Source organism: Bradyrhizobium sp. 22, from assembly GCF_000482425.1.
GTDB lineage: Bacteria > Pseudomonadota > Alphaproteobacteria > Rhizobiales > Xanthobacteraceae > Bradyrhizobium > Bradyrhizobium japonicum_B.
Genome location: NZ_KI519399.1, coordinates 4861046 through 4873472 on the forward strand (window position 1 = coordinate 4861046; position 12427 = coordinate 4873472).

Consider the following 12427-nt stretch of genomic DNA (forward strand, 5'->3'; position numbering starts at 1 on the left):
CGACAGATGGGGCTTCGACTGGTGTCCTCAGGGGAATCGTCCCCGGGGAACCGCCGAGGGCCCCCATGATGCTAGCGCACGACCAAGACTCCCTGAAACGGACGCCCCTTTACGACCTTCACGTCTCCCTGGGCGGCAAGATGGTGCCGTTCGCGGGCTATGACATGCCCGTGCAATACCCCGCGGGCGTGCTGAAGGAGCACCTTCATACCCGCACCAAAGCCGGCCTGTTCGACGTCTCCCATATGGGCCAGATCGCGCTCCGGCCGAAGTCCGGCAAGCTCGAGGACGCCGCCCGCGCGCTGGAGCGGCTGGTGCCGCAGGACATCGTGGCGATTGCGCCGGGACGGCAGCGCTATGCCCAGTTCACCAACAAGGACGGCGGCATCCTCGACGATCTCATGGTCGCCAATTTCGGCGATCACCTGTTCCTGGTCGTCAACGCCGCCTGCAAGGCGGAGGACGAGGCGCATCTGCGGGCGAATCTGTCCGACGACTGCGTGATCGATCCCCTCGCCGACCGCGCGCTGCTCGCGCTGCAGGGCCCGAAGGCCGAAACGGTGCTGGCGACATTGTGTGCGGCGGCGCCGTCCATGAAGTTCATGGATTCCGGTCCGCATGAGGTCGCCGGCATCAAGTGCTTCGTCTCGCGCTCCGGCTACACCGGCGAGGACGGGTTCGAGATCTCGGTTCCGTCGGGCGATGCCGACCGCCTCGCCAGGACGCTGCTGGACAATCCCGACGTGCTGCCGATCGGCCTCGGGGCCCGCGACAGCCTGCGGCTGGAGGCCGGCCTCTGCCTCTACGGCCACGACATCGACACCACGACCACGCCGGTCGAGGCCGCCCTGGAATGGTCGGTGCAGAAGAGCCGCCGCAGCGGCGGCGCGCGCGCCGGCGGCTTTCCCGGCGCAGACAAGATCCTCGCGCATTTCGACAACGGCGCGTCCCGCCGCCGCGTCGGCCTGCGTGCCGAGGGCCGTGCCCCGGTGCGCGAGGGCGCGCTGCTGTTTGCCGACGCCAATGCCGGCGAGCCGATCGGACGAGTCACCTCGGGCGGTTTCGGCCCGAGCCTGAATGCGCCGGTGGCGATGGGCTACGTGCCCACCAATCTGAGCGCGCTCGGCACCAAGCTGTTCGCCGAGGTGCGCGGCCAGCGGCTGCCGCTCGCCGTCGCCGCCATGCCCTTCGTCAAGAACACCTACAAACGCTGAGGATTCGAAATGACCACGACGCTGTACACCTCTGATCACGAATGGCTGGCGATCGACGGCGATGTCGCCACCGTCGGCATCACCGACTACGCCCAGCAGCAGCTCGGCGACGTCGTGTTCGTCGAACTGCCCAAGGTCGGGCGGAGCTTGAAGAAGGCCGAAGCCGCCGCCGTCGTCGAGTCCGTCAAGGCGGCTTCGGACGTCTACGCCCCGATCTCGGGTGAAGTGCTCGAGGCCAATGCCGAGCTCGCATCCGAGCCGGCGCTGGTGAACTCGGACGCGCAGGGCAAGGCCTGGTTCTTCAAGATCAAGATTGCCGACAAGAGCGAGCTCGGCGGCCTCATGGACGAAGCCGCCTACAAGGCCCACACGGCGTGAAGACATGACCCGAGCCGTCTCAACATACTCACTGTCATGCCACGCGAAGGCGGGGCATCCAGTAAACGCAGGCGGTTCGGCTGGAGCCGAGAAGCTGCGGCGTACTGGATCGCCCGCCTTCGCGGGCGATGACAGCAACTCCTAAAGCGAGGACCCAATGATGACCGCGCACCGCAAGACCAACGGCGACACCGCCGCCAGTTTCGTTCGCCGCCATATCGGCCCGTCGGCGCGCGACGTCACCGCCATGTTAGAGACCGTCAGCGCCAAGAGCGTCGACGCCCTGATGGCGGAAACGCTGCCGGCCGCGATCCGGCAGGCCGCCCCGCTCGATCTCGGCAAGCCGCTGAGCGAGACCGAGGCGATCGCGCACATGACGGAGCTGGCGCGACAGAACCAGGTCTTCACCTCGCTGATCGGCCAAGGCTATTCCGGCACCATCCTGCCCGCGGTGATCCAGCGCAACATTCTGGAAAATCCGGCCTGGTACACGGCGTACACGCCTTACCAGCCCGAGATCAGCCAAGGCCGGCTGGAAGCGCTGCTCAACTTCCAGACCATGATCTGCGACCTCACCGGGCTCGACGTCGCCAACGCCTCGCTGCTCGATGAGGCCACCGCCGCCGCCGAAGCCATGGCGCTGGCGGAGCGGCACTCGCAGGTCAAGGCAAAGGCGTTCTTCGTCGACCAGGACGTGCACCCGCAGACGCTGGCGGTGATGCGCACCCGCGCCGAGCCGCTCGGCTGGAGCCTGATCGTCGGCGATCCCCTCACCGATCTCGACAAGGCGGACGTGGTCGGCGCGCTGCTGCAATATCCGGGCTCCTCGGGCGCATTGCGCGACCTCAGGCCCGCGATATCGGCGCTGAAGGCCAAGGGCGCGCTCGCGATTCTCGCCGCCGATCTCTTGGCATTGACGCTGATCGCCTCGCCCGGCGAGCTCGGGGCCGACATCGCGATCGGCTCGGCGCAGCGCTTTGGCGTGCCGATGGGCTATGGCGGACCGCACGCGGCCTATATGGCGGTGCGCGATGCGCTCAAGCGCTCGCTGCCCGGCCGCATCGTCGGCCTCTCCGTGGATTCGCGCGGCATGCCGGCCTATCGGCTCGCGCTGCAGACCCGCGAGCAGCACATCCGCCGCGAAAAGGCGACCTCCAACATCTGCACCGCGCAGGTCCTGCTTGCTGTGATCGCCTCGATGTATGCGGTCTATCACGGCCCCGAAGGCCTCTCGCAGATGGCGCGCAACGTGCATCGCCGCACCGCGGTGCTGGCGAGCGGCCTGCGCAAGCTCGGCTTTGCGCCGCAATCGGAGACCTTCTTTGACACGCTGAGCGTCGATGCCGGCGCCAAGCGCGCCGAGATCGTCGCGCGCGCGGCCGCCGAGAAGATCAATCTCGGCGTCGGCGAAACCGCCTTGCGCATTGCGCTCGACGAGACCACGACGCCTGCGACGGTCGAAGCGGTCTGGCGCGCCTTCGGCGGCACGCTCGCCTATGCCGAGATCGACGCGACCACGCGCGAAGCGCTGCCGGAGGCGCTGAAGCGCACCACCGCGTTCCTCACCCATCCGGTGTTCCATGCGCATCGCTCCGAGACCGAGATGCTGCGCTACATGCGCAAGCTCTCAGATCGCGACCTCGCGCTCGACCGCGCCATGATCCCGCTGGGATCCTGCACCATGAAGCTGAACGCGACCACCGAGATGATGCCGCTGACCTGGCCGGAATTCGCGACGCTGCATCCGTTCGTGCCGCGCGAGCAGGCCGCGGGCTATCACGCCCTGTTCGCACGGCTTTCGAGCTGGCTGTGCGACATCACCGGCTATGACGCGATCTCGCTGCAGCCGAACTCCGGCGCGCAAGGCGAATATGCCGGGCTGCTCGCGATCCGCGGCTATCACGCGTCGCGGGGCGAGACGCACCGCAAGATCTGCCTGATCCCCTCCTCCGCCCACGGCACCAATCCGGCGTCAGCCGCGATGGCCGGCATGGACGTGGTGGTGGTCGCCTGCGAGAAGAACGGCGACGTCGACGTCAACGATCTCTGCGCCAAGGCCGAGAAGCATTCGAATGATCTCGCCGCGATCATGATCACCTATCCCTCGACCCATGGCGTGTTCGAGGAGCATATCCGCGAGATCTGCGAGATCGTGCACGGCCATGGCGGCCAGGTCTATCTCGACGGCGCCAACCTCAACGCCCAGGTCGGCCTGAGCAGACCCGGCGATTACGGTGCCGATGTAAGCCATCTCAACCTGCACAAGACCTTCTGCATCCCGCATGGCGGCGGCGGCCCCGGCATGGGTCCGATCGGCGTGAAGGCGCACCTGGCGCCGTTCCTGCCCGGACACCCGGCAACGCAGGCGGATGCCCCGGTCGGCCCGGTCTCCGCCGCGCCGTTCGGCTCGGCCTCGATCCTGACCATCTCCTACATCTACATTTTGATGATGGGCGGCGAAGGCCTGAAGCGCGCCACCGAGATCGCGATCCTCAACGCCAATTACATCGCAGCGCGCCTCGATCCGCACTTCCCGGTGCTCTACAGGAATGAGAAGGGCCGTGTCGCCCACGAGTGCATCGTCGATCCCCGTCCGCTGAAGACGAGTTCTGGTGTTACGGTGGACGATATCGCAAAGCGCCTGATCGACTACGGCTTCCACGCCCCGACCATGAGCTTCCCGGTGCCGGGCACGCTGATGATCGAGCCGACCGAGTCGGAATCGAAGGCCGAGCTCGACCGCTTCTGCGACGCCATGATCGCGATTCGGAAGGAGATCGCCGAGGTCGAGGCCGGCCGCTTCAAGATCGAAGCCTCGCCGCTGCGCCACGCGCCGCACACCGTGCACGACATCGCCGATGACGACTGGACGCGCGCCTACACCCGCAGCGAGGGCTGCTTCCCCGCCGGCACCTCGCGCACCGACAAGTACTGGAGCCCGGTCGGCCGCGTCGACAACGTCTATGGCGACCGCAACCTGGTGTGCTCCTGCCCGCCGGTGAGCGATTACGCAGAAGCTGCGGAGTAAGACGCGACGGAGGTTTCGTAGGGTGGGTTAGCGGGCGGTCGCGCGAAGCGCAGGCCGCCGGCGTAACCCACCACTTCAGCTTTCGCGGAGATAAACAGTGGTGGATTACGCCTCCGGCTAATCCACCCTACAACGCTGAATGCGCCGCTAGGGCGAGATCAACAACCGGCGCTCGCCATCCCACCGCCACAGCCGTTCATTGGTGAGAAGTGTGCCGCCCCACCAGCGTTTGATTGGGTTGTGACGGCGAAAATCCTCCCGGCCCGCCAGGACCGCTTCGCCAAACGCCGTCAGCGACAGCCGGCTGCGGCGAAAGGCAGCGTTGCGACTTCTCACGTTGTCCGGATCGAGTGTCGCCAGCTTGCCGTCCAAGCCCGCGATCGCTGGCGCCGGGCCGAATGCGAGTCCTTCGAGCAGCGTGCCGAGCTCCCACTGATCGAAGATGTGTGTCCCCAACGCGCCCGGCCGAAACAGCGCATCGGTACGATCGTGTCCGCCCGCAATCCGCTCGAGAAGCCGCGTCTCGGTCGCCCCCAGTCCCGTCGCCGGCGACGGCAATTCTGCGAGTAGGTCTTCCATGGCCGGCTTCAAAAAATGCAGCTTGCCGAGCGGCCGGCCGAGCAGCCCGGCGCAAAGCTCTGGCGTCGGCGCGCGGTAAGCTTCCCAGGCCATGCTGGCGATCCCAAGATCGCTTTCCACGATATCGAACTGCCGAACGTCACGATGACGAAGTTCCGAGGGATCTGCTTCGCGCAGATTGAAATCGACGCGTCGCAGTCTCAAACTTCCAGTGAGTGACGGCTCGGAGCGCACATAATCGAGGATCCAGATCAGCTGCAATTGACTGTTGGGTTCAGGATCGAACCACAGTTCGATGAAATCGACCCCGTAAGTTTGGCAGACCCAGAGCAACCCACCCGCCCGATCCTGGCGCCTGAGAAGGGGCGATTGATCGACCCTGACGCAATCCGACCAGTGCATCTCGTTTAATGGCCACCTGGCGCCGAGATAATCGATGAGGTGGTGAGGCGTGGGAAGCGGCCCCGAAACGAAACGATAGATGAACGGGACCACCATGTCGGCGCGATCGGCGAGAGCAAGACCGACGCCCGCCGAACTGGTCAGGATCACACGCTGCATGGCCGCCGCACCCCACCCTCAAAACGAAACGGACACCGAAGACGTCGGCAACTCAACGTCCTCAGTGCCCGCTCCTCGCGAAAAACTCTTCGCGTTAAGGCTTACTCGTCCGCCGGCTCCTCGCCGTCGGCATCGCGCTCGGGCGTGCCGGCCAGGATCTGCTCGGCGATCAGGCCAGAGTTCTGGCGGATCGCGGTCTCGATCTTGGCGGTGATGTCGGGATTGGCCTTCAGGAACGCTTTCGAGTTCTCGCGGCCCTGGCCGAGGCGCTGGCTGTCATAGGAGAACCAGGCGCCGGACTTCTCGACGATGCCGGCCTTGACGCCGAGATCGAGGATCTCGCCCATCTTGGAGACGCCCTCGCCGTACATGATGTCGAACTCGACCTGCTTGAACGGGGGCGCCAGCTTGTTCTTGACCACCTTGACGCGCGTGGTGTTGCCGACCACCTCGTCGCGCTCCTTGATCGCGCCGATGCGGCGGATGTCGAGGCGGACGGAAGCATAGAATTTCAGCGCGTTGCCGCCGGTGGTGGTTTCCGGCGAGCCGTACATCACACCGATCTTCATGCGGATCTGGTTGATGAAGATCACCATGGTGTTGGACTTGTTGATCGAGGCCGTGAGCTTGCGCAGCGCCTGGCTCATCAGGCGGGCCTGCAGGCCCGGCAGCGCATCGCCCATCTCGCCCTCGAGCTCGGCCTTCGGCACGAGCGCCGCGACCGAATCGATCACCAGCACGTCCACCGCACCGGAGCGCACCAGCGTGTCACAGATCTCCAGCGCCTGCTCGCCGGTGTCGGGCTGCGAGATCAGGAGCTCGTCGATGTTGACGCCGAGCTTGCGGGCATAGACCGGGTCGAGCGCGTGCTCGGCGTCGATGAAGGCGCAGATGCCGCCCTTCTTCTGCGCTTCCGCGACCGTATGCAGCGCCAGCGTGGTTTTACCTGAGGATTCCGGCCCGTAGATCTCGACGATGCGCCCCTTGGGCAGGCCGCCGATGCCGAGCGCGATATCGAGCCCGAGCGAGCCCGACGACACCGCCTCGATGTCCATGGACCGGTCGTTCTTGCCGAGCTTCATCACCGAGCCCTTGCCGAACTGGCGCTCAATCTGGGAGAGCGCGGCGGCCAGAGCTTTACTCTTGTCCATGGAAGATCCTTCGACGATACGCAGGGCAGTGGCGGACATAGGTCGTGCTCCTTATGGCGAGGATTCGCGCGAGGGACAAACAGTTGCGAGGGCGGCGCGTCGATAAATGCAATGTACTCCATTTGTTCTAGGTTCGCAATATGTTCTTTTGCGATTGGACGGCCGTCCCGTGTTTCAGCCTAACCCCAGGTTGAATGCCGGAGGTCCTTATTGCCGGTGAGGTTGCTCGTCGTGAGCAACCAGCGATGGTCAGCCATCCGGCTCGTCCGTGCGCTGTGCACACAACTGAACAGACGCCGTTCCGTTTATGGATCCTGATCAATCATCACCCCGCGCGGGACCGCGGCGGCTACCGATGATGAGAACCCCGATTGCGCTCACGTCCTTCCGCGCACGGACAGGATCGTGCCATGTTCAAGCGGCGACGTTTCAAGCAACAACTGACCCTTCAAGACCGGCTCTCGGCGTGGGTGAAGCAGGTCAAGGAGGACGCCGCCAGCCTGCCTCCCGGCCCCGAGCGGGACGCCCTCCTCAAGAAGGCGCGCCAGGCTGAATTAGCCAATCATCTGCACGACTGGGTCAAATCCCCCGGGCTGCAACCGCCGAAATAGTCGCGCGGCCGCAACATTCCGCCCCCGGACGAAGCTGGCGCGCATCGACGAGGCTGGCTCGTCGTCATAATTTCGCAATCCTGCGGCACCGAACCTTTTCGCGGTCCCAGGCCTTCTCCAGGACGAGACCGCAACTCTGGGGATCAGACATGACGGACAATGAGCACCGCGAAACGATCAGGCGCAAACCTCTGCCGGAGGCGGCGCTTGAGGAGATGATGAAGTTCGAGCGCACGGAAAACGAGTTCCGCAGGAAGGATCGCGAAGAGCGCGCCAGCGAGCTCCATCTTCCCCTGAATGACATCAAGATCCACTAGAGCCTGCAGCGACCGGCTTCGGAACCGACAGCGGCGTGGCGGCTGACGCTTCCAGCCGGTTCGGGATCGACCGACCTGCAGGGGTGCGTCATGGCGACGAGGCGGCCGCCGCGTGGCCTTGCCGGCGCCACAAATCATTGAGGTATTCAAACACCTCGATCACCACTGAGAGAACACCAGAATTTCCATGCGACCTACTGTGCATGGGGTTGTTTTCCAATTTTTTGAGATTGGCCGCATGCCGACCTGCGATCATCGCAGGCCACGACTGCCGGCGGTGCCCGCCCTACAGCAGCGCCAGCAGCACGAGGCCGATCACCAGCACCACGAAGCCAGCCGCTGTCGCGGCGGCGAACGACCGCTCTACGTTATCCATGATGCCACCCCATCGTCGGCGAGCCACGTTTCCCCCATGGCTGCGCCGAACGGTCTGGAATCTTGCCGACCTGTGTGACCGCAGTTGTGCGAACGGATGTCGAAATTGGGACCGCTGCGGGGCCAGTCTGCGGCCTCGGCTCGGGCCGCCAACCTGCCGCCTGTCAGGCTGCCGTAAGCGGAGCCGGCTAGGATGATGCGGCTATGGCGTTGCAGCCCAGCACCTCAGCCTCCAACGACTCTCCGCCCCGCTTGGCTCTCCCCAGGCGGGGCTTTTCATGCCTGGCTGCCGGCGCGCGGATCCCCCTCCTCCCGGGTCAGGCGCAGCGCGAAGGCGCGGATCGCGGGCGCGGCCAGGAGCACGATCGGCAGCATCGCGGCCCAGGCGATCAGCCACGACGCCATCCAGTGGCCGAGGAAGATCGTCGCGCTGCCGGCGGGCAAGCTGGCGATCCCCGCCGCGATCAGCGAGGTCAGCCCGGACTGGATGATCCCGAACACGAAATGACTGTAGCGACGGGGAATGCCGAGCATGGCGGACCCATGTTGTTTGCCGTCATCACGCAAGCAAGGCACATGCCGCCGCGTGCATCGGAAGCCGTTGGCGGGGACTGGTCTGCGTCGCGTGCCGCCCATCGGCGCAAAGAACGCGACTGGATGCAGCCCAGGAACTCTGTTCTTGGTCGGAGAACCACGGGGTAACCTACCGTCAACCAACAGATTTTCCTTGTCGCGGGAATTTGACGACGATCATCATGTCTGCGGGCGGCGGCATCATCCGTAGCCGCCCGGAATTGATCTGACGCGGGTTTGGGATTGGACTGCGCGCGCCCGTGGCCTTGGGGCGAGGCCGTCACGCGCGATCGGTGCCAGCCATGCCGCTCTATTTCTTTCGTATCCGGAATGGCCGTTATTCCGGCTGCGCCGACCAGGCGACGGAATTTGCCGATCGCGATTCGGCCTGGAAAGAGATGACCAATGTCTGCGCCGACATGACCGCCGGCATTGCGCGCAAGCTCCAGGAAAATTCCGAATGGCACATGGAGCTGCTGGACGAGGCCAAGGAGCCCGTCTTCCGGATCCGCATCGTCGCCGAAACCCTCGACTAGGACGAGGCTCGAGGCCGGCTTCAGTCCGCGCTGGGCAGCCGCCGCATGGTGAATTCGATGTCGCCGCCCGGCAGTTCGCGCCAGGTCTCGACCGCGCTCATATAGCCAGCCTTGGGGTAGCGGGCGAAGAAGGCCTGGGCCCGTTCCCGCGCCGCCGCGCGCGGCAGCGTGAAGGTCTCGCGCAGATAGCCGTCGCCGAAAGCTGGGCCGGGCTTGCCGGCCGCCTTGCGCCGGCGCGCCATCCGCTCGGCGAGATCCCGCGGACGATCGGCCATGTCCTGCCCTCCTCTACGCGCTACGCTCAGAGGCAAATGTAGGGCGCGGGCCGGCCGAAGAGGAGTCCTGTCCGAAGGCCTGTGCCGCCCCGGACGAAGCTTTGGTCAGTTGGCGGCCGTGCCGCTCTTGGTCTTCTTCGGCGCGCTGCTCGCGGCCGATGCCTTCGGCGCCGCCGGCTGCTTCGGCGGATCCGCGCGCATGCCGCCCCAGGGATCGTTGGACGCCTTGGATTCCGGGATCTTCTTCAGCGTTTCCTTGTAGGCCTTCTCGCGCTCGGCTTCCGCAGCCTTCTCCTCGGGGGACTTGCTCGGGCCATCCTGCATCAGATTGATATTGGGCATTTGCGCATAGGCAGGTCCCGCCAGCGCCGCCAGCAGCACCGCCGCCATACGGAAAAGCTTCATCGTCTACTCCTTGATCATCCATGAGGCACGGATCGCCCGCGCCGGGGGCCGTCAGCGGCCCGCTAGGACCGGTCCGACCGGCACGATTTGGGCCCATGCAGCCAATCGTCCCAGATCGGGCCGCATTTGGTGCACCCGCTCAGCGCGAAGCCGAGGGCGATCATACCAAAGACGAGGACACACCGACGCAACATCATCCACCCGTTCCCAAGCAAGGCATCATACCGGGCCAAGTCGGGCATTTTCAAGCCGACTGCACCGCCGCGAGACCGGTGACTTTGCCGCGCCGATGCGCACACAATGGGACGAAACATCCGGCAATACAGGAGAGCACCACAGCAATGCAAAGCCAGCCAGACGCCGAATTCGGCCTCCCCGACGCCAGACGCATCCTCGGCGAGGTCTTTGCGCCCTGGGTCCAGGACCTCAACCTCGCGGTGGAGCGCATCGAGCACGTGCAGCCGGCGGACGCGCCGGACTGGCAGCCGGGCGCGCTGCTGCGCATGCCGTTCTCGGAGCGGTTGTGCCGCCATGGCGGCGTGGTCTGCGGCCAGGCCCTGATGGCGCTCGCCGATACCGCGATGGTGATCGCGATCCTTGCCGCCAATCGCGGCTATCGTCCGATGACGACGGTCGACCAGACCACGCATTTCATGCGCGCGGTGTCCTCGTCGGACGTGCTGGCGGACGCGCGCGTGGTGCGGCTCGGGCGCACGATGAGCTTCGGCCGCGTCACGCTGCTGTCGGCAACCGACAGCAAGCCGGCTGCGATGATATCCAGCGCGTTCGCGATGCTGCCGGGCTGATCAAAAGCGAGAGCCGCGCGCGCAAAGCGCACCGCGGCTCTCCATCACGATCGCATCGAGACCCCAGCCGCAACTGCGGCCGGCGCTTCGGTCCGCACTTCCAGCTACTTGCCGAGCACCTCGTCAGCCGCCGTGACGATGCTGGCGGTCGGATTCTTTCCGCAATAGGCACCAAACTTCTTGGCGTTCGCGATGAACACGTCGGTGTCGATGATCGCGTTGTCCTCGTCGCCCTTGTACCAGCCATCCATCCAGGTCAGCACGACCTGGATGTTGTCTTCGCCGCTCTCGAGGAACTGCTTGCAGCTCATGGTCGAAAGGTCCCATTTGACGGCGTGGGCGGGCATCGACGACAGCGAGAGCGCAGCGGCGAACAGAAGCGAAAACGTGGTCTTCATCGGAATCTCCATCGGCGCCGTGACGCCATAAAAGAAAAGCTTGCAGGGAAATCGGCGGAGAGGCTCTCCGCTCGAACGTCGTAAATGAAGTCTGAAGCGCCGTGCGAGCAGCGCCGATATTGAGTTTAGTTCAACGTAATTTCTATGCATTACTCCACAATCATCGTGATGGACCGACGCCGATGATCGAGAAGCGTACAGCGCAGCGCCACCGTGTTTTCAAGGGTGGAACGATCACCTTCGAAAACAACGGCTTCGCCTGCACGGTGCGAAACATGTCGGCGGGCGGCGCGGCGATCGACCTCGACGCCCCCGTCATGTTACCGCAATCGTTCACGCTCTCGATCGCGCGCGACGAGTTCGTGCGGAATTGTCGCACAGTTTGGCGCCGTGACAAGCGCGTCGGCCTCGCCTTTGTGCGTTAGCGCCCGCGATGTGAACGAGCGTTCGCATCGCATCCACAAGGCAATGATGATTGCGCGGCACGGCGACGGCAACGCCAGCGCAGGCTTGCGGTCACGCGCGCGGCAGGCGCGACCGCCTCGTCTTGGATCCCGCAGGTAAAGCTGGGCGGCCGCCGGCCCTGCGCCGAGGCAGCGGTCAGCGCCGGCACGGCGGCCGCGATGACCAAAACCCTCATCGGCGCAATCCCCTGCGTCTGGGGTACAAGCTGGCCCGCAATCGCGGAATAGCAATGCCGCGGGTTCTAGGGCTTGTGGAGGCCTCAGCAAATCTTGATCGGCAAGGACTTCGCCCAACCGCATTCGTGCCTATCTGTCCGCCCGCAGGGGACTTTCACGGATGTTACGGATCATTGCTCATGCGGCGCTGCTGGGCGGCGCGCTCGCGCTCGGTGCCTGCGGCTTTGCCGACAGCCGCGCGCCGGTGCCCGAGTTCATGCGCATGAAGGAGGCCGAGCAACCCCCGCCCGAAGCGCCTCCCGACGTCAAGCGTGTGGTGCGCGAGCAGATCGATGTGGTTTTCCTAGCCACCTCCTATCCGCGCGAGGTGCACGTCGCCCCGCCCCGTCGCGAGGTGCGCGGGCCGGGCTGGACCGCTTGCGTGCGCGCCCAGCTCACCTCCGCGACCGGCACCTCGCTCGGCGCCCAGACCTACATCGTGACGATCAACGGCGGGAAGGTCGTGGACCGCCGGCGGGCCGAAGCCGACGACATCTGCGGCACCGAGACATACGAGCCGGCCTAGGAACCGGCGCCGAC

At 65.4% G+C, this 12427-nt stretch carries 15 protein-coding genes; 9 read left to right on the forward strand and 6 right to left on the reverse strand.

Annotation, left to right across the window (positions count from 1 at the left end):
- The first annotated feature begins 65 nt into the window (after window positions 1–65).
- The 3 genes from gcvT (at window position 66) to gcvP (ending at window position 4620) form a co-directional block, all read left to right on the forward strand.
- Window positions 66–1214, forward strand: coding sequence for a glycine cleavage system aminomethyltransferase GcvT (gene gcvT, locus K410_RS0124915; protein WP_028137387.1), 1149 nt, complete (start codon window positions 66–68; stop codon window positions 1212–1214).
- A gap of 9 nt (window positions 1215–1223) precedes the next feature.
- Complete coding sequence (gcvH, locus tag K410_RS0124920; protein ID WP_028137388.1) at window positions 1224–1592, forward strand: glycine cleavage system protein GcvH; 369 nt, start codon at window positions 1224–1226, stop codon at window positions 1590–1592.
- Between the two features lie 160 nt (window positions 1593–1752).
- On the forward strand, window positions 1753–4620 hold the full coding sequence (gcvP, locus tag K410_RS0124925; RefSeq protein ID WP_028137389.1) for an aminomethyl-transferring glycine dehydrogenase: 2868 nt from the start codon (window positions 1753–1755) through the stop codon (window positions 4618–4620).
- Between the two features lie 147 nt (window positions 4621–4767).
- Here gcvP and K410_RS0124930 read toward each other — a convergent pair whose 3' ends face one another.
- Together K410_RS0124930 and recA are read right to left on the reverse strand one after the other, a co-directional pair.
- On the reverse strand, window positions 4768–5760 hold the full coding sequence (locus K410_RS0124930; RefSeq protein WP_028137390.1) for a hypothetical protein: 993 nt from the start codon (window positions 5758–5760) through the stop codon (window positions 4768–4770).
- 101 nt (window positions 5761–5861) lie between these two features.
- Window positions 5862–6950 (reverse strand): recombinase RecA, encoded by a 1089-nt coding sequence (gene recA / locus K410_RS0124935; RefSeq protein ID WP_028137391.1) that lies wholly within the window; start codon window positions 6948–6950, stop codon window positions 5862–5864.
- A gap of 371 nt (window positions 6951–7321) precedes the next feature.
- Between recA and K410_RS0124940 the strand changes: the two genes are divergently transcribed.
- The gene (locus K410_RS0124940; RefSeq protein WP_028137392.1) at window positions 7322–7522 is read left to right on the forward strand and encodes a hypothetical protein; all 201 of its coding nucleotides are present in this window, start codon (window positions 7322–7324) and stop codon (window positions 7520–7522) included.
- 149 nt (window positions 7523–7671) lie between these two features.
- A complete protein-coding gene (locus K410_RS40540) occupies window positions 7672–7839 on the forward strand; it encodes a hypothetical protein (protein ID WP_063831431.1) in 168 nt (55 codons plus the stop codon).
- A 651-nt stretch (window positions 7840–8490) separates the two neighbouring features.
- Here the strand turns inward: K410_RS40540 and K410_RS0124955 are convergent.
- On the reverse strand, window positions 8491–8748 hold the full coding sequence (locus K410_RS0124955; protein ID WP_028137393.1) for a DUF2798 domain-containing protein: 258 nt from the start codon (window positions 8746–8748) through the stop codon (window positions 8491–8493).
- Window positions 8749–9089: 341 nt separating this feature from the next.
- Here K410_RS0124955 and K410_RS0124960 point away from each other — a divergent pair, with 341 nt between their 5' ends.
- Window positions 9090–9323 carry a DUF6894 family protein gene (locus K410_RS0124960; RefSeq protein ID WP_018316629.1) on the forward strand — a complete coding sequence of 78 codons (234 nt, stop codon included), beginning with the start codon at window positions 9090–9092 and terminating at the stop codon, window positions 9321–9323.
- A gap of 20 nt (window positions 9324–9343) precedes the next feature.
- Here the strand turns inward: K410_RS0124960 and K410_RS0124965 are convergent, their stop codons facing one another.
- Together K410_RS0124965 and K410_RS0124970 are read right to left on the reverse strand one after the other, a co-directional pair.
- Window positions 9344–9598, reverse strand: a complete 255-nt coding sequence (locus K410_RS0124965; protein WP_028137394.1) for a hypothetical protein — start codon at window positions 9596–9598, stop codon at window positions 9344–9346.
- A gap of 105 nt (window positions 9599–9703) precedes the next feature.
- A complete protein-coding gene (locus K410_RS0124970; protein WP_028137395.1) occupies window positions 9704–10003 on the reverse strand; it encodes a hypothetical protein in 300 nt (99 codons plus the stop codon).
- A gap of 341 nt (window positions 10004–10344) precedes the next feature.
- Here K410_RS0124970 and K410_RS0124980 point away from each other — a divergent pair, with 341 nt between their 5' ends.
- Window positions 10345–10809 (forward strand): PaaI family thioesterase, encoded by a 465-nt coding sequence (locus K410_RS0124980; protein ID WP_028137397.1) that lies wholly within the window; start codon window positions 10345–10347, stop codon window positions 10807–10809.
- Window positions 10810–10913: 104 nt separating this feature from the next.
- Here the strand turns inward: K410_RS0124980 and K410_RS0124985 are convergent, their stop codons facing one another.
- The gene (locus tag K410_RS0124985) at window positions 10914–11207 is read right to left on the reverse strand and encodes an HdeA family protein (protein ID WP_028137398.1); all 294 of its coding nucleotides are present in this window, start codon (window positions 11205–11207) and stop codon (window positions 10914–10916) included.
- Between the two features lie 182 nt (window positions 11208–11389).
- On the opposite strand from K410_RS0124985, the gene K410_RS0124990 reads away from it, so the two are divergent.
- Window positions 11390–11632: a PilZ domain-containing protein gene (locus tag K410_RS0124990; protein ID WP_028137399.1), complete on the forward strand. Its 243-nt coding sequence runs from the start codon at window positions 11390–11392 to the stop codon at window positions 11630–11632.
- 376 nt (window positions 11633–12008) lie between these two features.
- A complete protein-coding gene (locus K410_RS0124995) occupies window positions 12009–12413 on the forward strand; it encodes a hypothetical protein (RefSeq protein WP_028137400.1) in 405 nt (134 codons plus the stop codon).
- Window positions 12414–12427 lie beyond the last annotated feature (14 nt).